General features: G+C 67.7%; 15 protein-coding genes. 10 read left to right on the top strand and 5 right to left on the bottom strand.

All coding sequences use genetic code 11. The features are described from left to right. Positions 1 to 24: 24 nt before the first annotated feature. Positions 25 to 3,009 (bottom strand): TonB-dependent receptor, encoded by a 2,985-nt coding sequence (locus FBX97_RS08200; protein WP_141830195.1) that lies wholly within the window; start codon positions 3,007 to 3,009, stop codon positions 25 to 27. Between the two features lie 266 nt (positions 3,010 to 3,275). Between FBX97_RS08200 and FBX97_RS08195 the strand changes: the two genes are divergently transcribed. The 3 genes from FBX97_RS08195 to FBX97_RS08185 all read left to right on the top strand — a co-directional run bounded on the left by FBX97_RS08195 (position 3,276) and on the right by FBX97_RS08185 (position 9,628). Next, positions 3,276 to 4,097 carry a family 16 glycosylhydrolase gene (locus tag FBX97_RS08195; protein WP_221631766.1) on the top strand — a complete coding sequence of 274 codons (822 nt, stop codon included), beginning with the start codon at positions 3,276 to 3,278 and terminating at the stop codon, positions 4,095 to 4,097. Between the two features lie 44 nt (positions 4,098 to 4,141). Further along, entirely contained in the window at positions 4,142 to 5,299 is a 1,158-nt protein-coding gene (locus FBX97_RS08190; RefSeq protein WP_141830192.1) for a serine hydrolase, read from the top strand. Between the two features lie 162 nt (positions 5,300 to 5,461). Beyond that, a complete protein-coding gene (locus tag FBX97_RS08185) occupies positions 5,462 to 9,628 on the top strand; it encodes a chemotaxis protein CheB (RefSeq protein WP_141830190.1) in 4,167 nt (1,388 codons plus the stop codon). Positions 9,629 to 9,698: 70 nt separating this feature from the next. Here the strand turns inward: FBX97_RS08185 and merP are convergent, their stop codons facing one another. From merP to FBX97_RS08165, 4 genes are all read right to left on the bottom strand, one after another. Further along, complete coding sequence (gene merP / locus FBX97_RS08180; protein WP_141831036.1) at positions 9,699 to 9,992, bottom strand: mercury resistance system periplasmic binding protein MerP; 294 nt, start codon at positions 9,990 to 9,992, stop codon at positions 9,699 to 9,701. 15 nt (positions 9,993 to 10,007) lie between these two features. Further along, entirely contained in the window at positions 10,008 to 10,376 is a 369-nt protein-coding gene (locus FBX97_RS08175) for a mercuric transporter MerT family protein (RefSeq protein ID WP_185748506.1), read from the bottom strand. Positions 10,377 to 10,408: 32 nt separating this feature from the next. Then, positions 10,409 to 11,533: a transglutaminase family protein gene (locus tag FBX97_RS08170; RefSeq protein WP_141830187.1), complete on the bottom strand. Its 1,125-nt coding sequence runs from the start codon at positions 11,531 to 11,533 to the stop codon at positions 10,409 to 10,411. Between the two features lie 78 nt (positions 11,534 to 11,611). After that, a complete protein-coding gene (locus tag FBX97_RS08165) occupies positions 11,612 to 12,142 on the bottom strand; it encodes a TlpA disulfide reductase family protein (RefSeq protein ID WP_185748505.1) in 531 nt (176 codons plus the stop codon). Between the two features lie 179 nt (positions 12,143 to 12,321). Here FBX97_RS08165 and FBX97_RS08160 point away from each other — a divergent pair, with 179 nt between their 5' ends. The 7 genes from FBX97_RS08160 (at position 12,322) to FBX97_RS08130 (ending at position 23,523) form a co-directional block, all read left to right on the top strand. Then, positions 12,322 to 14,211 carry a family 43 glycosylhydrolase gene (locus tag FBX97_RS08160; RefSeq protein WP_185748504.1) on the top strand — a complete coding sequence of 630 codons (1,890 nt, stop codon included), beginning with the start codon at positions 12,322 to 12,324 and terminating at the stop codon, positions 14,209 to 14,211. A gap of 47 nt (positions 14,212 to 14,258) precedes the next feature. Further along, positions 14,259 to 16,268, top strand: a complete 2,010-nt coding sequence (locus tag FBX97_RS08155) for a glycoside hydrolase family 2 protein (protein ID WP_255517349.1) — start codon at positions 14,259 to 14,261, stop codon at positions 16,266 to 16,268. 51 nt (positions 16,269 to 16,319) lie between these two features. Then, the gene (locus FBX97_RS08150) at positions 16,320 to 17,630 is read left to right on the top strand and encodes an extracellular solute-binding protein (protein WP_255517348.1); all 1,311 of its coding nucleotides are present in this window, start codon (positions 16,320 to 16,322) and stop codon (positions 17,628 to 17,630) included. A gap of 12 nt (positions 17,631 to 17,642) precedes the next feature. After that, on the top strand, positions 17,643 to 18,542 hold the full coding sequence (locus FBX97_RS08145; RefSeq protein WP_141830182.1) for a carbohydrate ABC transporter permease: 900 nt from the start codon (positions 17,643 to 17,645) through the stop codon (positions 18,540 to 18,542). Then, positions 18,539 to 19,387 carry a carbohydrate ABC transporter permease gene (locus tag FBX97_RS08140; RefSeq protein WP_141830180.1) on the top strand — a complete coding sequence of 283 codons (849 nt, stop codon included), beginning with the start codon at positions 18,539 to 18,541 and terminating at the stop codon, positions 19,385 to 19,387. Before FBX97_RS08145 ends, FBX97_RS08140 begins: the two co-directional genes overlap by 4 nt. Positions 19,388 to 19,402: 15 nt before the next feature. Continuing rightward, the gene (locus FBX97_RS08135) at positions 19,403 to 20,530 is read left to right on the top strand and encodes an ABC transporter ATP-binding protein (protein ID WP_141830179.1); all 1,128 of its coding nucleotides are present in this window, start codon (positions 19,403 to 19,405) and stop codon (positions 20,528 to 20,530) included. A gap of 143 nt (positions 20,531 to 20,673) precedes the next feature. Further along, the gene (locus FBX97_RS08130; RefSeq protein WP_141830177.1) at positions 20,674 to 23,523 is read left to right on the top strand and encodes a TonB-dependent receptor; all 2,850 of its coding nucleotides are present in this window, start codon (positions 20,674 to 20,676) and stop codon (positions 23,521 to 23,523) included. Positions 23,524 to 23,530: the final 7 nt, after the last annotated feature.

Raw genomic sequence — 23,530 nt, 5'->3', positions numbered from 1 at the left:
ATCTCCGGTGGCCGGCGCCGCCACTCAGAACTTGTAGCGCGCCCCCAGCATGTAGCGCGGACCGGTCTGCGTCGCGTACTCGACCATCTCCTTGCGGCGGCCGTGGCTGCGCGTGGTCGCGTTGGTGAGGTTGATCGCTTCCGCCTGCACGCTCAGCTTCTCGGTGATGTTGTAGCCGACGCTCAGGTCGAGCTGGCCATAGGCTTCCACGTAGATCGGATTCGGACCGGCACCGTCGAAGGTCGAGGACAGGAACTCGTCGCGCCAGTTGTAGGCCGCGCGGATCGCCCACTTCCTGTCTTCGTAGATACCGACCAGGTTGGCCGAATCGGACAGGCCCGGCAGCGCGAACTGTTCGCCGACCGAGGCGTTGTCGTATTTCAGGCTCGAGCGCACCAGCGTGTAGTTGGCCTGCAGCCCGAAACCGGAATTGCCGAACATGTGCTGGACGTTGAATTCCAGGCCGTGCAGGTTCGCCTTCTTCTGGTTCGAGAAGGTGGTCACGCGGAAGTCGGCGACCGGGTCGCCCGGCTGGCCGACGATCTGGCCGGTGTAGTTGCCGATGCCGTCGACGCCTGTGGCGGTCACGCCCGGTGCGGTCGGGTGGTTGCGGAAGATGTAGTTGCGGATGCAGGTGGTGTCGGCCGTGGTGCAGCCGCGCGTCAGCGCTTCGTTCCACAGCGCGCCGCCCACCGGGGTGTGCAGGCCGTATGGCTGCAGGATGAGCTGCGACTGGCCGGCGTAGTTTTCCAGGTCCTTGTAGAACGCATTGACCGAGGCGAAGCTCTGCTTGGCGTAATACCATTCGAAGGACAGGTCGAGGTTCTTCGAATGCACCGGCTTCAGGCCCGGGTTGCCCTGCGAACCGGTGCCGCCCTCGACCCGCGCCAGGGTGCTCAGCACCAGGCCGCCGGCGATCTGGTCGTAGCGTGGCCGGCCGATGGTTTCGCCGTAGCTGGCGCGCACCTTCATGTCCGGGCGCACGTCCATGTCCCAGTCCAGGCTCGGCAGCAGGTTGTGGTACCTGCCGCCCAGCGAGGTGCTGACCGTCGGGCCCTGCAGCACGCTGAACTCGTTCTGCGAACCCCAGCTGATGCCGGTCGCGGTCGGCACCTCGGCTGGCGAGACCACGTCGGTCTTCTCGTAGCGGAAGCCGACCGCGGTGTGCATCGGCATCGCCGTATCCCAGTCGGTATTGAGCTGCAGGTAGGCGTACTTCGACTTCTCGCGGATACGCTGGAAGGTGTTGAAGTTGCTGTTGGCGGTGTACAACTGCGGCTTGCCGGTGGCGCGGGCGGCCGCTTCGCGCACTTCGTTGAAGTTGAAGGTGTAGAAGTTGTTGAACAGGTTCGGGTTGTTGCTGCCGTTCAGCTGGTCGAAGTAGCCGCGCACGGTTTCCGGATGCCACAGGCTGCTGGCGTAGTCCTCCGCCCGGGTGGCGCCGCCCCAGGTGTCGCTCTGGTTGTTGGACTCGGCCGAGCGGTTGCCGATCTTGGTGGCGCCGAGACCGAAGTTCAGGTTCGAGGACTCCAGCACGCGCAGGCGGCCCTTGGCCTGGACCTGGTCGACGGTACTCTTGACGTAGCGGTTCTGGAAGTTGGAGCCGGTCACCTGCTGCGGCGCGCGCACGAAGTCCGCACCCTGGATGCTCAGCACCGGGAATTCCTGCGAGAAGTCGACCGAGGTGGTGCCGCGGCTGAAGCTGGCGGTGCCCAGGGTGTTGAAGGAACCGAAGGGGCTGTCGGCCTTGGACTCCGCGGTGGAGTGGTGGGCGTCGAATTCCAGCTTGAGGTCGGCGCTAGCGCGCCACTGGGCGTTGAAGCCGAGCGACTTGTTTTCGCTCTTGGTGGCGAAGTCGCCGGCGCCCATCGCGATGTCGCCGGCAGGCCGGGGGTCGCGGTTGACTTCGGTGTAGACCAGCGGCGCGGCGACCGGGCCGTCGGTCCAGGTCGACGTGGACTCGCCGAAGTTGAACCACGCCGAGACGTCGTTGCGGCGGGTCTGGATCTTGTTTTCCGAGTAGGTGTAATCAAGGGTGGTGGTCAGGTCCTTGACCGGCGCGAACTGCAGGGTCAGCTGGCCGTTGGTACGCTGGCGCTTGACACCGCTGAAGCTGTAGTTCAGGTTCTGCGGCACCTCATAGACGTCGCCCGGTTTCGGGTGGTTGGTCACGGCCGGCGAACCGGCCGGCGGAATCGTGCCCCAGCCGCTCTCGTCGCCGCGGTACGGGCCTTTCCAGCCGCTCGACACCGAGGCCTGGTTGTAGCCCAGGTTGCGCTCCTGGTAGCTGGCGCTGATGCCGATACCCCAGCGCCCGTCCTTCGAGGTGGTGGAATAGATGCCCGAGAATTCCGGCGTGGTCGAGCTGCTGGCCTTGACGTCGCCCGGCAGGTTGTTGTTGGTGGTGTCGTGCACCGCCTTGATGCCGATGCTGGACCAGGTGCCCATCTTGTCGAACGGGCGCGCGGTGATCACGTTGATGGTCGCGCCGAGGCCGCCGACCGGCGTCTCGGAACGGCTGGTCTTGTACACCTGCAGCTGCGAGATCGCTTCCGAGGCCAGGTTGGCGAAGTCGAAGGCGCGGCCGTTGCGGTCGTCCAGGTTCGAGGTCGGCATCTGGCGGCCGTTCAGCAGCACCATGTTGAAGTCGGGGCCGACGCCGCGCACGGTGACTTTCGAGCCTTCGCCGATCGAGCGGTCGATCGACACGCCGGAAATGCGCTGCAGCGCCTCGGCCAGGTTGGTATCGGGGAACTTGCCGATGTCTTCGGCGACGATGCCGTCGACGATGCCGTCGGCGTTGCGCTTCAGGTTCAGCGACGAGGCCATCGAGGCGCGGATGCCGCTGACCACGACCTGCTGGACCGGTGCGGCCTGCACCGCGCCGGTGGGCACCGAGGTATCGGATGGGCTGTTGCCGTCCTGGGCGTAGCCCGGCAGGACGAAGGCCGCGCAGGCGCCGGCCACCGCCAGGCTGATCAGTTTTGGGGTTACCTTGGGGTGATGCATCGTTGTTGTCTCCTGTTTTTTTCTTGGAACCGGTGACCGTGCTAGCGGTGCCGTACTCTCTCCAGCTTTTCTCGGCCGGTATGGAAACGTTTCCATACAAGTTGCAGGAATCTTATGTTCAAGAAAAAAAATTGTCAACGGAATATTCTCCGGTGCCGCCGGCAGACGCCGCCGGCGCGGGGCGCACGCAACACTCATGCCGAAAATGCTATAGTCGAGCCACCATTTGGGATCGTTTCCAAATGATTCCAAGAAACGGAGACACGATGCATCACTATATAAAAAGCGTACTGGCGGCGGCTATCGCAGGGCTCGCCTTGAGCGCAGCCGCGGGAGCGGCAGCCGACACGTCCGCCCCGGTTCCCGCGCCGTCCGGCTGGGTGCTCGACTGGCACGACGAGTTCGACGGCCCGGCGCTCGACCATACCAAATGGGTCGAGGAGACCGGCGATCCGAAGAACGGCAACGACGAAAAGCAGTTCTATACCGCGCGCCCGGACAACCTGCGCATCGACAAGGGCATGCTGGTGATCGAGGCGCGCCGCGAAAACATGGGCGGCATGGCGTATACCTCGGCGCGCATCAAGACCCAGGACCTGGTCGAACGCACCCACGGCCGCTACGAGGCGCGCATCAAGATCCCGCGCGGGCAGGGCATCTGGCCGGCGTTCTGGCTGCTCGGTGCCGACTGCCGCACCATCCAGTGGCCGCGCTGCGGCGAGATCGACATCATGGAAAACATCGGCAAGGAGCCAAACCTGGTGCACGGCACGCTGCACGGTCCTGGCTATTCCGGCGCCAAGGGACCGGGGCGTCCGCAGGCGCTGGAAAAGGGCGCCTACGCCGACGACTTCCACGTGTTCGCGCTCGAATGGGAGCCTGGCGTGATCCGCTGGTACCGCGACGGCATCCTGTACCATACCGAGCGCCCCGACACGGTTGGCGGCGAGTGGGTGTTCGAGCGCCCCTTCTTCGTGATCCTCAACCTGGCCGTGGGCGGGTTCTGGCCCGGCTATCCGGATGCCACCACGCCGCTGCCGCAGCAGATGCTGGTCGATTACGTGCGGGTGTACAGGCGCGCGCGCTGAACCGGGAGTGCAGGGCGCCGGCCGCCGTGGCATCATGGCGCCCTATGAAAACAACAAAACGACTCGGCCTTGCGCTGGCCTGCCTGCCACTGGCCTTGCTGGCGGCCTGCAGCACCCAGATGCGCCCCGCACGCACGCTGGCCGACAACGAGATCCAGCGCGTGATGCGGCGCGAGGGCGTACAGGGGCTGGCCTTCGCCACCATCGCCGGCGGCAAGGTGGACAAGGTGCGCGTGTTTGGCCAGCGCAACGCGGCGCTGGGCCAGCCGCTGGCGCCGGACACCATCATGTACGGCGCGTCGCTGTCCAAGACCGCGTTTGCCTACATGGTGCTGCAGCTGGCCGACGAAGGCAAAATTGACCTCGACGCCCCGCTCCCGCGGCTGCTGCCGCGGCCGTTGCCGTTCTACCGCGAGCGCCAGTTCGACTACGCCGACCTGGCCGACGAACCGCGCTGGAAGAGCATCACCCCGCGCATGCTGCTGATGCACAGTGCCGGCTTCGCCAACTTCCGCTGGCTGGAGGCGGACGAGCGCCTGCGCATCCACTTCGAGCCGGGTACCCGCTACGCCTATTCCGGCGAAGGCTATTTGCTGCTGCAGATGGTGCTGGAAGCCGGCCTCGGTCTGGACGTCGGCTACGAGATGCAGCGGCGCGTGTTCGACCGCTTCGGCATGACCCGCACCAGCATGCGCTGGCGCCCCGAGTTTTCAGAGAACGCGGCCGAGGGCTATGCCTTCGACGGCGTGGTCCACCCGCACGAGCGGCGCTACCGGGTGCGCGCGGCCGGCTCGATGGACACCACCATCGCCGACCAGGCCAAGCTGTGGGCCGGCATCATGCGCGGCGAGGGCCTCAGTCCGGACAGCCGCGCGGCGCTGGTCAAGGGCTGGCTGCCGATCACCTCGAAGCACCAGTTCCCGACCCTCGAGGGCGGGTCGGCAGTGGCCTGGCCGCAGGGCCTGGCCGCGGGGCTCGGGGTGGTGAGCTTCACAGATCGCAGTGGCCCGGCCTGGTTCAAGGGCGGGCATGACGAGTGGACCGCGAACATGGCGCTGTGCCTGGAACAGGGCCAGCGCTGCGTCGTGTTCCTTTCCAACGACGTCCGCGCCGGGCAGCTGTATCCGGAACTGGCGCGCCTGGCGCTCGGCGAAACCGACATGCCGTGGTCGTGGGAATACAGCGATTACGCCCAGCCATGACACAACTGCTGTTGTCGCAAACGTTTGCGGCACCGTCCTTTCGCTAACAGAGGGGAATAGGCGACATCTTCGGGGCAAAGATTGTGATTTTTTTCACAATCTTTCCCCAAAATGTAGCGCGGATCGACTAGACTCATGGCTTGTTCATCCGTTGCTACCAAGATGTACGATTCCACTGCCGAATCCGTTGCGCTGCCCCACGATCCGGGTGTCGTTCCCAGCACACTGCATTTCCCCGTGGTCGGCATCGGCGCCTCCGCCGGCGGCCTGTCGGCGTTGCAGACGCTGTTCGAGAACATGCCGGCGGTGAGCGAGATGGCCTTCGTGGTTATCCTGCACCTGTCGCCCAAGCATCCGAGCTCGGCGGCGGCAATCCTGCAGCGCGCCACGCGCATGCCGGTGGTGCAGGTCACGTCCCAGGTCCAGATCCAGCCCGGCCATGTGTACGTGATCGCCCCCAACCAGCATATGTCGATGATGGACGGGCTGTTGACGGTCGGCGAGCTGGAGCGCCCGCGCGGCCAGCACGTCGCGATCGACCTGTTCTTCCGCACCCTGGCTTCGGTGCACCGCGAGCGCGCCATTGCGATCGTGCTGTCGGGCACCGGATCCGACGGCGCGGTCGGCATCGCACGTGTCAAGGAGCAGGGCGGCGTCACCATCGCCCAGGCGCCGGCCGACGCCGAGCACGACGGCATGCCGGCGGCGGCGATCCGCACCGGCGCGGTCGATTTCGTGCTGCCCGTGAGCGACATGCCGCAGAAGCTGATCGAACTGTGGGACAACGCCAAGACCATCCAGCTGCCGATGCATGGCGACGAGGACATCGGCCAGGTCGACCGGCCGCCGACCGAAGAGGACGTGGCCGAGGCCGAGCGCGCGCTGCAGGACGTGATCGGCATGCTGCTGAGCCACACCGGGCACGACTTCCGCCACTACAAGCGCGCCACCGTGCTGCGCCGCATCGAAAGGCGCATGCAGGTGCGCCAGGCGCATACGCTGCCCGAGTACCGCGACCTGCTCGAAGCCGACGCCAGCGAGCACAAGCTGCTGCTGGACGACATGCTGATCGGCGTCACCAATTTCTTCCGCGACCGCGAAGCCTTCGAGGCGCTCGAGCGCGAGGTGGTGCCCGAGCTGTTCAAGGACAAGGGCCCGGGCGACGAAGTGCGTGCCTGGGTTGCGGCCTGTTCCAGCGGCGAGGAAGCGTATTCGATGGCCATGCTGCTGGCCGACCAGGCTGCGCAGATGGAGCACCCCCCGGCGTTCCAGGTGTTCGCCTCGGACATCGACGACCGCGCGATCGACGCTGCGCGCTCGGGCAACTTCCCGGCCTCGATCATGACTGACGTGGCGCCGTCGCGCCTGCGCCAGTATTTCACCAAGGAAGACGACCGCTATCGCATCCGCAAGCCGCTGCGCGACCGTATCCTGTTCGCCTCGCACAACCTGCTTCGCGACCCGCCGTTTTCGCGCCTCGACCTGGTGTCCTGCCGCAACCTGCTGATCTACCTGACCCGCGACGTCCAGGTGCGCGTGCTGCAGACCTTCCATTTCGCGCTGAAACCCGGCGGCTACCTGTTCCTGGGCACCTCGGAATCGGCCGAATCGGTGGCCGAGTATTTCGTTCCGGTCGACAAGAAGAACCGCATCTACCGCGCCCGCACCGACAACCGTCCTGCCCACCACCAGAACCCGTCGTCGGCGGTGTATGGCACGCGCCTGCCCGAGGTCAGCCGCCCCAAGCTGCCGGGCAAGCGCCAGTTCTCCTACGCCGAGCTGCACCAGCGTGCGCTGGCCCAGAGCGCGCCGCCCTCGGCTGTGCTCGACGCCGACGGCAATATCGTGCACATGTCCGAGCAGGCCGGGCGCTTCCTGCGCATGGGCGGCGGCGAACCGTCGCGCAACGTGCTGTCGCTGGTGCTGCCCGAACTGCGGCTCGACCTGCGCTCGGCCATGTACCAGGCCACCCAGCACGGCACCGCGGTGGAGTGCCGCCCGATCGAGCTGGCCGACAAGGAGGCGATGGGCACGGTGGTGATGACGGTGCGGCCCTACCGCGACCCCGAGGCCGAGAACGAGTTTCTGCTGGTGCTGTTCAACCCTGTCGAGGCGGCGTCCGACAAGGCCATTCCGGCGCGTCCGAACGGCAGCCACGACGTGGTGCTGGCCCAGCTCGAGGCCGAGCTGGCGCGCAAGCGCGAACAGCTGCAGGAAACCCTGGAGAATTCCGAGATCTCGACCGAGGAGCTGCGCGCCTCGAACGAGGAACTGCAGGCCATCAACGAAGAGCTGCGCTCGGCCACCGAAGAGCTGGAAACCAGCAAGGAAGAGCTGCAGTCGGTGAACGAGGAACTGGTCACCGTCAACTACGAACTCAAGGTCAAGGTCGAGGAAACCGGCAAGGCCAACGACGACCTGAACAACCTGATCGCCTCGACCGACATCGCCACCATTTTTGTGGACAGTGGCCTGCGCATCAAGCGCTTCACGCCGCGCGCGGCCGACCTGTTCTCGATCATCACCTCCGACGTCGGCCGCTCGCTGCTGGACCTGACCCACAAGCTCGACTACGACCAGCTGGCCGAGGATGTCAGCGCCACCTTCGACACCCTGCGCGTGGTCGAGCGCGAGGTGCGCAGCAACGACGGCCGCTATTACATCGTGCGCCTGCTGCCTTACCGCACCAACGAAGACCGCATCGAAGGCGCGGTGATGACTTTCTTCGACATCACGCTGCGCCGCCACGCCGAGGAACAGGCGCGCGCCAGCGAGGCGCGCATGCGCATGGTGGCCGAAAGCGCCAACGACTTCGCCATCATCACCCAGGACGAGCTCGGGCGCACGACCAGCTGGAACAAGGGCGCCGAAACCCTGTTCGGCTACAGCGAGCAGGAAATGCTGGGCCAGGTGCTGGATCGCCTGTTCACGCCGGAAGACGTAGCCAGGGGCGCGCCGGCCGACGAGCTGCGCCGTGCGCGCGAGGACGGCCGCGCCGAGGACGAGCGCTGGCACGTGCGCAAGGATGGGTCGCGCTTCTTCTGCAGCGGCGTCACCACCCCGCTGCGCGGCGAGGACGGCCGCGGCCAGCTGTACGGCTATGCCAAGATCGCGCGCGACGAGACCGCGCGCGAACGCCAGGGCAAGGAGCGCGAACAGGCGCTCAACCGCGAACAGGCCGAGCGCTGCGACGCCGAGAACGCGGCCGCGCTGAAGGACGAGTTCCTGGCCGTGATGTCGCACGAGCTGCGCCATCCGCTCAACATGATCCACATTAACGTCGAGCTGCTGTCGCGCATGCCCGAGCTGCGCCAGTCGCCGACCTTCACCCGCGCCGCCACGATCATCCGCAACGCGGTGATGAGCCAGGCCAAGATCATCGACGACCTGATGGACATCTCGCGGGTGCGCACCGGCAAGCTGTCGCTGACGATGGCGCCGGTGGTGCTGGATGCGGTGGTGCAGGGTATCGTCGACGTCGCCCGCAGCGACCCGGCAGCCAAGGACCTCACCATCGAGATGCACGGCAGCGCCGACGGCGCCACCGTGCTGGCCGACGTGGTGCGGGTCGAGCAGGTGGTCATGAACCTGCTCAGCAATGCCGTGAAATTCACCCCCAGGTTCGGGCGCATCGAGGCGCGCCTGTCGCGCGAAGACGGTTTCGTGCGGATCGACGTGATCGACAACGGCCAGGGCATCGCGCCGACCTTCCTGCCGCACGTGTTCGACATGTACGGCCAGAGCATGTCGGTGACCACCCGCTCCAAGGGCGGCCTCGGGATCGGCCTGGCGCTGGTGCGCGAGATCATCGGCCTGCACGGCGGCCGCGTCGAGGCGGCCTCGGACGGCATCGGCAAGGGCGCCCGCTTCACGCTGTGGCTGCCGCTGCTGGACAGCAAGGCGACGCCGCTGCCCGGCGCCGCGGCCGACGACGACGAAGGCATGAGCGGGCTGCGCATCCTGCTGGTGGACGACATGGAAGACATGCTGCACGTGTTCCAGTCGCTGCTGGAAATGAGCGGTGCCACCGTGTTCGCGGCGACCGGCGCGCTGCAGGGCCTCGACATCCTCGCGCGCGAGGACATCGACCTGCTGATCTCGGACATCTCGATGCCGGAGATCGACGGCTACGAATTCCTGCGCCGCGCGCACGCGATGCCGAAGTATGCGAACCTGCCGGCGGTGGCGATCACCGGCATGCGGCGCGACGCCGACATCGCCGAGGCACGCGCGGCCGGGTTCTCGGCGCACCTGGGCAAGCCGGTGTCGGTGGAGAGACTGAATGCGGTGGTGAGGGAGTTGCTGCCGCGGCGGGGGAAGGGCGCCTAGCCGCGCAATAAAACAACGTCGCCCCTGCCTGCGCAGGGGCGACGGTTTTCAGGTTGGCAGGTAAATTACTTTACCGCGCCATCTTCAGCATCGCCGGATACCCCACATCCTCGGTCGCCTTCTTGAGGTCGGCCACCGTCGCCTGCGCATCGTCATACACGATCACCGCCTCGCGCTTCTCGTAGCTGACCTTGACCTTGGCCACCCCCGGCACCTTGCTCAGCGCCGCCTTGATCGTGATCGGGCAGGTTGCGCAATCCATGGTCGGCACGTTCAGCGACACCGTCTGCTGCTTGGCGAACGCGAACTGCGGTGCGGCGATGAGGGTGGCAAGCAGCGGCAGGGCGAGGAAGGATTTGGTCATCATGGCATCCAGGGTTTAGTAGAACAGCGGTGCAAATTGGGGGAAACTCAGCAGCAGGCCGATCAGCAGCGCGCACACGACGAACACGCGGCGTGCCACCGGGCGGGTGGTGGCGCAACTGCCGTCCTCGATATCGCAGGCCGCGGCCGGCTTGAACAGCAGCCAGCCGGCCCAGCCGAGCGCGCCGATGCAGACCGCGGTCGCGTACGGTGTCACCGGCTTCATCGCCACCAGCGTCGACATCCAGGCCCCGGTGATCCCGACCAGCACCAGCACCAGCGGCAGCACGCAGCAGGTCGAGGCCAGCAGCGAGGCCACCACGGCGAGCGCGACCAGGCGGCCGGCCTTGCGTTCGCTGCCGGCGGCGGAATTCGAAACAGTCACGGGTTCTAGGCTGGACATCGTCTATTGCAATCTCAGATCGAACGCGAGGTGATCGTGTACTTGAACGCGTCCGGGTTCATGGAATCGTAGGCTTCGCCACGGTTCTCGGCCTGCGGGTACATCAGGAAGCCGACCTTGCCGATCACCTTCGAGTCCTGCAGGTGCACGTCGTGGCCGAAGTTGTAGCCCATCCAGTTGCCCTCCCAGCCGCCGAACAGCGCCTTGCGCACCGGCGCCACGATCGGGTGGTCCGGATCCTTGATCCAGTCGGCGGTTTCCTGGCGCATCACCTTGGTGACGTCGGCCGGGTCCATCGCGACCCAGCCGTGGCGCTTCAGGTAGACCTCGGCGCGGCAGTGCTGGGCGCCCTGCAGCGCGGCCGGCTTGCCGCCCAGCTCGCGGTAGCCGAAGGCGCTCGGGGCGATGCGCACGCCGTAGACGTCACGCGCCGGCACGCCGACGGCGCGGCACAGGCCGACGAACAGGCCGTTCAGGTCGGCGCACTTGCCGCTCAGGTTCGCGGTTTCCAGCATGGTCTTGATGTCGCCGAGGCCGCAACCCTTGACCTTCGGCTCGCGGAAGGTGTTCAGCAGGATCCAGTCGTAGATGCGCTGGACCTTGTCTTCGTCGGTGCGGGCGCCGGCCACGATCTGGTTGGCGGTCTTCAGCACGATGCCGTCCAGCGGCATCAGGTCGGTCGGACGCAGCCACAGGCGCAGGTCTTCGGCCGACTCGCCGCCCGGCGTGGCCTTCTTCCAGTCCTCGCCGCGGTCGCGGGTCTGCACGCGCGACACCACTTCCAGCATCGGCGGGGCCGAGCCGTCGAATTGCGCGACCAGGTACTTGGCGCCGTAGCGGCTGTCGTTGCCGACCTTGACGCTCTTCGCATTGCCGGTCCAGTTGTTGGACAGCGTGCGCTGCCAGTCGGTGTCGAGCGCCGGCAGCGGCACCCACACCGTCGACGGCCCCTCGGCACGCTGCAGGCTCACTTGGGTCACCACCTCGTAGCTCTTCCACTCGCCCGGCTTCGGGTCGAAGTGGCGCTCCTGCACTGCCGCGGCGGTCTGGGCCAGCAGGGTGCGCGGCAGGGCGCTCGCCAGCAGGAGGCCGCCGGCGGCTTTCAGGACGGTGCGGCGGAGGTGGTTGGTGTCAGTCATGCTCGTTTTTTCCTTGGTTATTGGTCGTGCAATGGTTGGGTGTCGCCTGCGCTGCCGTCCGGGCGGCGGCCGCCCCGGTCATTCCGCCAGCAGGGCGTCGATGCTGCGCTGCAGGCCGGTGTCGCCGGCGTCGATCTCGCCGGCACTGCGCCAGCGTGCCCGGCCCTGGCGGTCGACCAGGATCGTGGTCGGCATCACGCCGGCGGTCCAGGCCTTGAACATGTCGCCGGAGCGGTCGCGCAGGATCGGGTAAGGGATGCTGCGCGCACCGGTGAAGTCCTTGATGGTGTCCAGCGATTCCTTGTAGTTGACGCCGACCACGGCCACCTTGCCGCGCCACGCCGGCCGCCCCGCCAGGGCGCCCAGCACCGGCAGCTCGGCCACGCACGGGCCGCACCAGCTGGCCCAGAAATTCACCACCACCACCTTGCCGCGCAGCTGGGCCAGGTCCCAGGGCTGGCCGTCCAGGCCGGCCAGCTTCAGGGCCGGCGTCGGCTGGGCGGCCGGCCACGGGCGCAACACCATATCGGCAGCCTGGCCGGCGGCCGGCACCAGCGCTGCGGCCAGCATGGCCGCAAACGTGGCGCTGCGTCCATGACGGAAAGTCATCCTCGTGGGCATTGGGGAAATGGGGAATCGAAATGGGTGCAATGATACCAGAGCGCGGGAGGCCTTGCCGGGGACGGCCCCATCGCGTTCAATATCCCTTGCGGAGCGGTTTTCAAGCGTGCAACATGGACCAGAGCGCTTGCAGTAAGCTCGCCCGACAACAAAAAAGGAGACCCAGCATGACCCGACCCGGCCACTGGCTGGCGGCATGCGCCTGCGCCGCGCCCCTGTGCGCTGCCGCAGGTGCACCCGCGACGCCGCCTGCCCTGTACCAGAACCCGCTGCCGGTGCGCCTGGCCAGCGGCGAACTTGCCCAGAACTGCGCCGACCCGGCCGTGCTGCGCGACCCGCGCGCGCGCAAGCCGACCTGGTACCTGTACTGCACCAGCGACCCGGTCTCGAAGCGCGAACGCTCGGGCCACGAGGGCGACGGCGGCTGGAAGTTCCGCATGATGCCGGTCTACCGCTCGAACGACCTGGTGCACTGGGACTTCGTGGCCGACGCCTTCATCGACCGGCCGCAGGGCCTGGCCGACCCGACGTCGGGCCTGTGGGCCCCGGAACCGGTCTACATGAACGGCCGCTATTACCTGTATTTCACCGTCACCGACGTGGTCGACGCCCACAGCCCGGAACCCGGCTGCGGGACGGACAGCGCGATCGGCGTGGCCACGTCCGAGAGTCCGGCCGGGCCGTGGCGCGCCAGCCGGGCGCCAGTGGTGGGGCCGCAGCGCGCCGGCCCCCGCTGCGCCTTCCACTGGGTCTACGATCCGAAGGTGGTGGTCGACGGTGAGCGCAAGTATCTGTACTACGGCAGCTATGGTGGCGGCACCTGGGTGCGCCGGCTGGACGGCGACGGCATGGCGGTGCACGGCGACGCCATCCGGGTCGGCGCCGACGGCCGCTACGAAGGCACCGACGTCGTCCAGCACGGCGGCTGGTGGTACATGTTCGCCTCCGCCACCAACTGCTGCAACGGCCCGCTGACCGGCTACGGCGTGTTCGTCGGCCGCGCGCGTACGCCGGAAGGCCCCTTCCTCGACCGCTTCGGCAACGACATGGCCAAGGGCCGCGCCGGCGGCACCCCGTTCCTGCTCCAGAACGGCAACCGCTGGGTCGGCCCTGGCCACAATACGGTGTTCACCGACGCCGCCGGCGGGTGGTGGACCATTTATCACGCGATCGACCAGAACGAACCCTTCTTCAGCGCCAAGGACAAGCTGACCCGGCGCCTGGCCATGCTCGACCGGATCGACTGGGTCGACGGCTGGCCGGTCGCCGGTGGCGGGCAGGCGCCGAACGACGGCCCGATGGCGGCGCCGATCGTCGTGGCAGGCGCCGGCGCGCCCGCGCCTCGAACACCGATGCCGCTGCCCGAGCAGCAGGCGACGCCGCTGTGGACGGACACGCTGCGCGACCCGCGCCTCGACGAACGCTGGCAATGGCTGCGCCCGCGCGCCGACGCTGCCCTGGCCGCGACCGCGGACACGCGCGGCCTGGCGCTGCCGGTCGAGCCGGGCGACCTGTACGTCGACACCAACACGGCCAGCGTGCTGCAGGCGGCGCTGCCGCGCAGCGGCGACTACCGCATCGAAGCCGAGCTCGAACTCGACGTCAAGGAGGGCGCTTCGGCCCAGGCCGGGCTGGTGGTGATGCGCGACGACGACAACTACGTCAAGCTGGTGGAACTGGCGCGCGGCGGCCTGCGCCAGGTCGAGTTCGGCAAGGAAGTGGCGCCGGTGCCGCCCGACTGGCCGCGCTACGGCAATACGCTGGCGGGCACGCCCGGCCGTCACACCTGGTTACGATTGGATGTCCGCCGCGACGGCGACCAGGAACGTTATACGGCGTATTCCAGCCAGGACGGCCGGGCCTGGGTCGGCGGTGCCGTGTGGACGCACCGCCTGGACAAGGGGCGCCCCGGACCGGCCCGGCTGGGGCTGGTCGCGATGGGCGGCAGCGGCCGCGCACTGTTCACGCGGATCGCGGTTTCCGGGCTGTCGCGCCAGATATACGATCCGCATGATCGCGTACGAAAGCCCTTGCCAGCGGCGGAAGCAGGTCGGTAAAGTGGGTCGCAGGCAGTGAGAGACAAGAAGTCAACAGGAGTCACAACGTGGAATACCCCCGCCCCCAATTGCGGCGCGCCGCCTGGCGCAGCCTGGACGGTCCATGGCAAGCCATGCTCGACGACGCGGCGGCGTACGCCGACCCGGCCGAGGTGCCGTACGACCGCACGATCAACGTGCCGTATCCCCCCGAGGCACGCGCCAGCGGCGTGCACGACCGCGGCTTCCGGCGCCGCGTCTGGTACCGGCGCCAGTTCCTGCTGGATCCCGCATTGATCCCATCGGTGGCGCCGGGAGCGGAAGAGCGCCTGATGCTGCATTTCGGCGCCGTCAATTACCGCGCCCGGGTCTGGGTCAACGGCCGCTTCGCGATCGAGCACCGCGGCGGCCACAGCCCGTTCTCGGTCGACATCACGCGCCACCTCGACGGTTCCAGCCTCGAAATCGTGGTGCAGGCCGAGGACGACCCGCAGGACATGCACAAGGCGCGCGGCAAGATGGACTGGGAAGCCGAGCCGCACAAGATCTGGTATCCGCGCACCAGCGGCATCTGGCGCACGGTCTGGATCGAGAAGGTGACGCGCGCCCACGTCACCCAGCTGCGCTGGATCGCCGACGTCGCCGCCTGGCAGATCCGCCTCGACGCCGACGTCGCCCACGTGCCGGCGGGCGGCGTGGCCAATGTCCGCCTCAAGATGGGCGACCGCTTGCTGGTCGACGACCGCTGCCTGCTGACCGGGCCGCGCCTGTCGCGCATCTTCCAGCTGCCCGATCCCGGCATCGACGATGCCCGCGGCCAGTGGATGTGGAGTCCGGAACACCCGCAGCTGATCGACGCCGAGATCGAGATCCGCACCGCGGACGGCAACCTGCTCGACGCCGTGCAGAGCTACACCGCGCTGCGCACCGTCAGCGTCGAAGGCGAGCGCTTCGTGCTCAACAGCCGCCCCTACTACCTGCGCATGGTGCTCGACCAGGGCTACTGGCCGGACAGCCTGATGGTGGCCTCGAGCGACCAGCTGCGCCACGACGTCCTCCTGATCAAGCGCCTCGGCTTCAACGGCGCGCGCAAGCACCAGAAGTCCGAAGATCCGCGCTGGCTGTACTGGTGCGACGTGCTCGGCCTGTGCGTGTGGGCCGAGATGCCGTCCGCCTACGGCTTCTCCAGCACCACCGTGCACACCGTGATGGAAGAGTGGAAGGAACTGGTCGAGCGCGACGTGTCCCACCCCTGCGTGGTGGCCTGGGTGCCGACCAACGAATCCTGGGGCGTGCCGGAACTGATGAACGACCGGCGCCAGGTCGATTTCGTGCGCGCGCTGTACCACATGACGCGCGCGCTCGACGGCACCCGCCCGGTGGTCGGCAACGACGGCTGGGAAGCCCCGTGCGGCGACTTCGTCTGCGTCCACGACTACGAGCAGGACCCGGAGGTGCTGATCGAGCGCTACGGCACCCGCGAACGCGTCGCCTACACGCTGGAACACGTGCAGCCGGACCGCCGCCGCATCGTGATCGACGGTTTCACCGGCCAGGGCAAGCCGCTGTTCCTGTCCGAATTCGGCGGCATCGCCTGCCTGCCGGCGCCGGGCGCTGCGGGATCTCCGGCAGGCGCAGGCTGGGGCTATTCGACCGCCAAGGACGGCAAGGAACTGCTGGCGCGCTACCAGGAACTGATGACGGCGCTGCATCGCTGCCGCCCGCTGTCGGGTTTCTGCTACACCCAGCTGACCGACACCTTCCTCGAAAAGAACGGCCTGCTGACCGAGGACAGGGTACCGAAAGCGCCGATCGAGGCGCTGGCGGCGGCCACCCGCGGACCCGATGCGCTGCGCTACAACTGGCACCTCGACCCGCTCGGCCACGACGAACGCTGGCGCACCCGGCGCGGTCCGGATTTCCCGATTGAATGGACGCGCGTCGGAGAAACGGCAGAAGTGTTAGCCTATCCCGGTGAGCGCCAACCGCCGCAGGGTCCGGGACCGGCCAATCCGCCGGGATTCGAACGCCGTGGACGGGGCGCAACGGGTCCGCGCGCACGCAAAAAGGTGGCTTGACCATCGGCAGCAACAACAAGACAGCGCGGACTCCCTAATCAAGGAGACGAAGTGGGACGACGAGAATGGAAACTCGCCGCCGCGCTGTTGCAGACATTGGTCGGCTTGTCCGCCGCCCTGGCTTCCGGCCAGGCGGCGGCCCAGCTCGAAGTCAGGATGTGGACGCTGCTCAGCGGCGGCGACGGTGCGCGCATGCGCGCGCTGGTCGATGACTTCAATGCCAGCCAGCGCGACGTGCGGGTGGTGAGCACGACGCTCAAGTGGGGCGAACCCTTTTATACGAAGCTGATCACGGCGTCGGTGGTGGGGGCCGGGCCCGACCTGGCCACCGTCCACCTGTCGCGCATCGTCAACCTGGCCGGCGGCGGCGTGCTGCGTCCAATCGCCCCTGCCGAGATGGCGGCGGCCGGGCTGCAAGGGTCCGACTATCTGCCGCGCCAGTGGCAGAAATCGAACTACCAGGGGGCCGCCTACGCGGTGCCGATCGACATGCACCCGCTGGTGCTGTACTACAACAAGACCCTGGCCAGCCAGGCCGGCCTGCTCGGCGCGGACGGCAAGCTCAAGCCGATCGAAGGCGTGAATGCGCTGGGCGACGCCTTCCGCATCGCCACCGAGCGCACGGGCAAGCCCGGCCTGACGATGGAAAGCAGCCAGAGTTCCTACGCGATCTGGCGCCTGTGGACCTCGATGCTGGCGCAGCAGGAAGTCGGCATCATCCGCGACGGCCGCTTCATCTACGGCGGCGCCGGCGAGGCCACCCTGGCCACCATCTCGACCTGGTTCCGGCGCGGCTACGCCCAGGTCGGACTCGACTACCCGGCGTCCACCAGCCAGTTCATGGGCGGCGGTACCACCTTCATGCTGAACGGGGTGTGGGAGGTACCGGAACTGGTGCGCGCCACCAGGGCGGGTACCCTCGGCTTCGACTACGGCATCGTGCCGCTGCCCAGGATGTACGCCAATGCCAGCACCTGGGCCGATTCGCATGCCTTCGCCATGCCGGCCAATCCCGGCCACGCGCCGTCGCCGCAAAAGGTGGCGGCGGTCATGCGCTTCGTCGCCTACGTCAGCAAGCATTCGATGGGCTGGGCCGAGGGCGGCCACATCCCGGCCTACCGCCCGGTGGCGGCATCGCCTGAGGCAAAGTCACTGATGCCGAACGCCATGTACGCGGCCGCGGCGGACAACGTGATCTACGACCCGGACGGCTGGTACATGGGCGCGGCCGGCCCGCTGGAAGCGATCGCCTCCAAGTTCATGCCGGCCGCGCTGTACGGCTACATGACGCCGGCCCAGGCCATGCGCCGTTTCGAGACGGAGTCTGCGCGGCTGGTGCGCAAGGCGCCGCCGCGCTATTGAGAAGGGGAGACGATGGAACGCACACGACTTCCCCTTGCCGCCGGCGCCACGACCGCGCGCCGCGACAATCTTCCGGCGCTGGCGCTGCTGGCCCCCTTCCTGCTGGCCTTCCTGCTGTTCTTCCTGGTGCCGGCCGTGGAAACCTTCTGGCTCAGCCTCACCGAAAGCAGCCTGACCCGCACCAACGCCTTCGTCGGCCTGGCCAACTACGCCACCCTGGTCCATGACGCCTCGTTCTGGGATGCGCTCGGCAACACCTTCTATTTTTCGCTGTTGACGGTGGTCCCGCTGACGGCGCTCGGGCTGCTGATGGCGCTGCTGGTCAACCGCTTCGTGGCGGCCCAGGGCTGGCTGCAGGGGGTGTTCTTCCTGCCCTTCGTGCTGCCGATCTCGGTGATGACGCTGATCGCCGACTGGATGCTGCAGCCGTCGAGCGGCATCGTCAACCACATCCTCGGCGGCCAGCGCCCCTGGCTGGCGGACCCGGTGTGGGCGCTGCCGGCCGTGGCGATCGGCACCATCTGGTGGACTGTCGGCTTCAACATGCTGCTGTTCCTGGCCGGCCTGCGCAACATCCCGGCCGAGCAGTACGAAGCGGCGGCGCTGGACGGCGCGCGCGGCTGGACCCTGTTCGCCAACATCACCTGGCCGGCGCTGCGCCCGGTGACGACCACCTGCCTGATCCTGCAGCTGATCGCGTCGCTGAAGGTGTTCGGGCAGACCTACATCCTTACCAGCGGCGGGCCGTTCAACACCACCCGCGTGACCCTGCACTATATGTACGAGACCGCGTTCACCCAGAGCGATGCCGGTTATGCGGCGGCGATCGCGATGGCCTTCGTGGCCGTGGTGATCCTGCTGTCGCTGCTGCAGGCGTGGGTGGTGCGCTTTATGGAAAGGCGCGACGCATGAAGTCGAGCTCTAACTTCGCACGATCGAACCTCGGCTGGACGGTAGTCGGCGCGATTTGCGCGATCGTGCTGGCCGCGCTGTGGGCGGCGCCGCTGCTGTGGGCGCTCAGCACCGCGCTGCGGCCGGAACTGGAAACCGTGTCCGCCGACTTCCACTGGCTGCCGCAGACCTGGACCCTGGACGCATTCGCCAAGACCCTGGGCGCCGGCAACCTGGTGCGCTGGCTGTTCAACAGCGCGCTGGTGGCGCTGGCGGTCACCGTGATCACGATGGCGATCAGCCTGATGGCGGCCTACGCGTTCTCGCAGCTGCGCTTCCGCGGCAAGGGCCTGCTGTTCGCGCTGGCCATGCTGGCGTTCCTGTTACCTTTTGAAGCGCTGCTGGTGCCGCTGTTCCGCACCATGAACCAGCTCGGCATGATCAACAGCTATGCCGGCATCGTGCTACCGCAGGTGGTGTCGCCGGTGGTGATCTACGTGTTCAAGCAGTTCTTCGACGGCATCCCGGCCGACTTCCGCGAAGCCGCGACGATGGACGGCGCCGGCCCGCTGCGCGTGCTGTGGAGCGTCTACCTGCCGATTTCCGGGAATATCGTGTGGGCGATGGCGATCGTGACCTTCATCGCGGCCTGGAACAACTTCCTGTGGCCCTTCATCATCGTCACTTCCAACGACATGATGACGGTCCCGCTCGGCCTGACCCAGACCTACGACGCCTTCGGCGTGCGCTACGCCCAGCTGATGGCGGCGGCACTGCTGGGCGCCTTGCCGGTGGCGCTGGCCTACGTGGTGTTCCAGAAGAAGGTGACGCAAGGGTTCCTGGCTGCAAGCGGACTCAAAGGCTGATAACAAGGACAAGAAATGGCATCGGTAAGATTACGTGGAATTCAAAAACGCTACGGCGACAACCTGGTCATCAAGGGCATCGACCTCGACGTGGAAGACGGCCAGTTCGTGGTCTTCGTCGGCCCGTCCGGCTGCGGCAAGTCGACCCTGCTGCGCATGATCGCGGGTCTCGAAGACATCAGCGCCGGCACGCTGGAACTCGGCGGCAAGCCGTGCAACGACGTCGATCCGGCCAGGCGCGGCATCGCGATGGTGTTCCAGAGCTATGCGCTGTACCCGCACATGACGGTGGCCGAGAACATGGGCTTCGCCCTCAAGCTGGCCAAGGTGCCGAAGGCCGAGATCGCGGAGCGGGTGCGGCGCGCCGCCGCCATCCTGCAGATCGAGCACCTGCTGGAGCGCAAGCCGAAGGCGCTGTCCGGCGGCCAGCGCCAGCGCGTGGCGATCGGACGCGCCATCGTGCGCAAGCCCGAGGTGTTCCTGTTCGACGAGCCGCTGTCGAACCTGGACGCCGCCCTGCGCGCCCAGACCCGGGTCGAGCTGGCCCACCTGCACCGTGAGCTCGGCAGCACCATGATCTACGTGACCCACGACCAGGTCGAGGCGATGACGCTGGGCCAGAAGATCGTCGTCTTCAACGGCGGCCACATCGAGCAGGCCGGTACCCCGCTCGAGCTGTACGAGCGCCCGGCCAACCGCTTCGTGGCCGGCTTCCTCGGCTCGCCGCGCATGAACTTCATCCCGGCCACGCTGGCCGGCGAGGAGGGCGCCACCGCGGCGGTGCGCCTGGCGGACGGCAGCATCGCCGAGGTGGCGGCCGACGTCGGGCGAGTGCGGGCCGGCGCCGCGCTGACGCTGGGCATCCGCCCCGAGCACCTGCGCCTGGCGCCCGCGGCGGAGAGCGGCATTCCTGCCGTCGTGGTGCTGGTCGAATACCTGGGCGACGTCGTGCTGGTGCACCTGCAGGTGGCGGGCGTCGACGGCACGCTGGCCGCCAAGGTGAATGCCGGCAGCGCCGTGCCCGCTGTGGGGTCGCGGGTCGGGCTGCGCTTCGACGCCGGCCACGCCTACCTGTTCGACGACGCCGGCCTGGCCTTCGCGCCCAGCCGCACGCGCGAGGCGGTGCATGCGGGCCTCCAATAAGGTTTGCCGCGCGCGCTGTCAAGGCGCGCACCGGAAGCGAGCGCCACTGTGGCGCGGACGCGTCAATCCGGTGCAAGCGGGCGCCGCCGCGGACGAGATTGCTTTAGTTTCTGGATAGATAAAACAACAATCCGGAGACCGAGATGACTTCTTATGCAACGAGCCTGCGGCTCAAACCCGTGTGCGCCGCCGTCCTGATCCTGGCCGCCCACGCCGCCCACGCCGCCTTTGCCCAGACCGCCGTGCAGGACCCGCCCGGCACCCAGACCGATACCCAGAACGCCGGCCAGGCCGCCGCCGCGGGCGCACCCGCCGGCAACCCCGGCCCGGCCGCGCCGACCCAGCCTGCCCAGACCGGGGCGGGGCAGCAGATCCAGCAAGTCCAGATCAGCGGCCTGCGCAGCAGCATCCGCAGCGCGGAAGCGATCAAGCGCGATTCCGTGCAGGTGGTCGATTCGGTCAATGCCCAGGACATCGGCAAGTTCCCCGACCGCGCCGCCGGCGACGCCCTGCAGCGCATCGCCGGCGTGCAGGTAGGACGCGACCGCGGCGAAACCAGCCAGGTGATCATCCGCGGCTTGCCGGACGTCGCGACGACCCTCGACGGCAACGAGATCTTCACCGGCACCGGCCGCCGCCTGTCCTACCAGGACTTGCCGGTGCAATCCATCGGCGGGCTGGACGTGTACAAGTCGGTCACCCCGAGCCAGATCGAAGGCGGTATCGCCGGCAGCATCAACGTGCGCCTGCGCGCGCCCTTCGACCTCAAGGGCTTCAATGCCACCGGCTACCTCGAGGAGCGGCGCCAGAAAGTGGACGGCTCCAGCGCCACCAAGGACAAGAACAACCCGGGCGGCGGCTTCTCGGTCAGCAACCGCTGGAATACTGGCATGGGCGAGATGGGCGCGCTGCTCGACGTCGCCTTCAACCGCGAGCACTGGGGCTATCCGGTGCAATGGGTCGACCGGCCCGATGCGCTGTTCGTGGTCAACCCGGACGGCACCGCCAACCGCCTCGACGAGAGCCGCACCACCCCGCTGGCCGCCGGGCAGCGCCTCGGCGAGTTCCCGAACGTCGGCGGCATCTACAACGCGGGCGACCGCGACCGCGGCAGCATCCATGGCGCATTCCAGTGGAAGGTCAACCCGACCCTCGAGCTGACCGCCCAGTACCTCGGCACCGGCTACCGCCAGCGCAGCGAGGTCGATTACATCCTGGCCACCAATCCGACCAGCCTCAGCAACGTGGTGCTGGCGCCGGCCGGCAGCTACTGCAGCACCATCGCGCAAGGCGCGGTGTGCCCGATCCAGTCGGCACTGGTCTCCGCCACCGGCGCCGCCGGCCCCTACGACGGCACACCCTACATCGCGACCAGCTCGTGGGGCGCGAAGGAGCACACGGTCCAGCATTTCGGCGAGCTCAACCTGCAATACCGCGAAGGGCCCGTCAAGCTGATTTCGGCCGTCGCCCTGACCAAGTCGACCTATATCAACGACACCGTCATCGTCGACCAGCAGGTCCCCGGCGCCAGCGCCAGCATCTATGCCGGCGGCGGCGATGGCCACGGCGGCTACAACGCGGTTTACACCCCGTACAGCAACGCCGCCCTGCGCGACCAGAGCCAGTTCGTACTGCGCGGGATGGTGCAGAACTGGGGCGTGTCCAAGGGCGAGCAGGTCCAGTGGCGCAACGACGCCTCGTACCGCCTCGGCGACGGCCTGTTCAGCGGCATCGACGCCGGCCTGCGCCTGTCGCAGCGGCGCGTCAGCTATCACAGCGCCGAGCGCGCCACCGACTATCCCGGCGCCGTGCGGCCGACGCCGTCGAGCGTGTTCGGTCCCGGCTTCGAATCGCTGGTGCCGGGCCTGGACCGCCTCGGCGGCCCGTGGCTGACGCCATCGCGCGATTTCCTGATCGACCAGGCCGACGCGGTGCGGACGGCCTACGGCGTCGACCCCGGCCGCGTGCCGGACGATCCGATCCGCGCCTTCGACCAGCGCGAAGGCAGCACCACCCTGTACCTGGCGGCGCGCTGGAAGACCGAGCTGGCCGGCATCGACCTGAGCGGCACCGTGGGCGGACGCTACATCCACGTCACGCGCGATTTGCGCGGCAACGTCCGTACCGGCAACCTCATCGCCCCGCTCAACGAGACCACGCGCGAAAACAACTTCCTCCCGAGCGCGGCCGCCGTGATCGGCTGGCGCGAAAACCTGCAGTCGCACGTCTCGGTCGGCAAGACCATCACGCGGCCGAATTTCGCCGACCTGAATCCGGCGCTCAACCTGATCCCGGGCACCGTCAACTCGCCTGCGACCGGCAGCGCCGGCAATCCGGGCCTGCGTCCGACCAAGTCGACCAACAGCGACGCCACGCTCGAGTACTACTTCCCGAAGAACGGCTTCGTCCAGGCCGCGCTGTTCCATCGTGACATCGACGGCTACCTGCAGAACCTGGAGTCGGCCGAGGTGATCAACGGCCAGACCTACCGCGTGACGCGTCCGCAGAACTCGGGCAAGGGCACGCTGCGCGGCGCCGAACTCGGCGTACAGAAGTTCTTCGACTTCCTGCCCGGTTTCTGGAGCGGCTTCGGCGTCCAGGCCAACTACACCTGGATCGACGGCGACAACCAGACCCTGGGCTCTGATGGCCAATACCGCACCACGGCCCTGACCAACGTCGCCAAGCAGAACTACAACGCCGCGCTGCTGTACGAGGGCATGGGACTCACCGGCCGCCTCAGCGCCACCCACCGCGGCGACTACGTCGACCAGATCGCCGAGCCGCGCTTCGGCCAGGACCGCATCGTCAAGGGCGCGACCTTCGTCGACCTGAGCCTGTCCTACGCGATCAACAAGAACATCTCGATCCAGTTCGACGCCATCAACATCACCAAGGAGAAGTACGAAAGCTACCTGAACGATCCGATCCGCCCGCGCGACATCCGCTACAATCCGACCACTTACGGCCTTGGCCTGCGTTTCTCGCTTTAAAAGCTGA

The sequence above is a fragment of the Herbaspirillum sp. SJZ107 genome, from assembly GCF_006715485.1.
Classification (GTDB): domain Bacteria; phylum Pseudomonadota; class Gammaproteobacteria; order Burkholderiales; family Burkholderiaceae_D; genus Telluria.
Note: the sequence above shows the minus strand (reverse complement) of the source record. Positions and strands in the feature narration are given on the sequence as shown.

Bases quoted from the DNA above. Each gene is read 5' to 3' on its own strand.
- FBX97_RS08200 (WP_141830195.1), bottom strand. From the start codon at position 3,009: ATGCATCACCCCAAGGTAACCCCAAAACTGATCAGCCTGGCGGTGGCC.
- FBX97_RS08195 (WP_221631766.1), top strand. From the start codon at position 3,276: ATGCATCACTATATAAAAAGCGTACTGGCGGCGGCTATCGCAGGGCTC.
- FBX97_RS08190 (WP_141830192.1), top strand. From the start codon at position 4,142: ATGAAAACAACAAAACGACTCGGCCTTGCGCTGGCCTGCCTGCCACTG.
- FBX97_RS08185 (WP_141830190.1), top strand. From the start codon at position 5,462: ATGTACGATTCCACTGCCGAATCCGTTGCGCTGCCCCACGATCCGGGT.
- merP (WP_141831036.1), bottom strand. From the start codon at position 9,992: ATGACCAAATCCTTCCTCGCCCTGCCGCTGCTTGCCACCCTCATCGCC.
- FBX97_RS08170 (WP_141830187.1), bottom strand. From the start codon at position 11,533: ATGACTGACACCAACCACCTCCGCCGCACCGTCCTGAAAGCCGCCGGC.
- FBX97_RS08165 (WP_185748505.1), bottom strand. From the start codon at position 12,142: ATGACTTTCCGTCATGGACGCAGCGCCACGTTTGCGGCCATGCTGGCC.
- FBX97_RS08160 (WP_185748504.1), top strand. From the start codon at position 12,322: ATGACCCGACCCGGCCACTGGCTGGCGGCATGCGCCTGCGCCGCGCCC.
- FBX97_RS08145 (WP_141830182.1), top strand. From the start codon at position 17,643: ATGGAACGCACACGACTTCCCCTTGCCGCCGGCGCCACGACCGCGCGC.
- FBX97_RS08140 (WP_141830180.1), top strand. From the start codon at position 18,539: ATGAAGTCGAGCTCTAACTTCGCACGATCGAACCTCGGCTGGACGGTA.
- FBX97_RS08135 (WP_141830179.1), top strand. From the start codon at position 19,403: ATGGCATCGGTAAGATTACGTGGAATTCAAAAACGCTACGGCGACAAC.
- FBX97_RS08130 (WP_141830177.1), top strand. From the start codon at position 20,674: ATGACTTCTTATGCAACGAGCCTGCGGCTCAAACCCGTGTGCGCCGCC.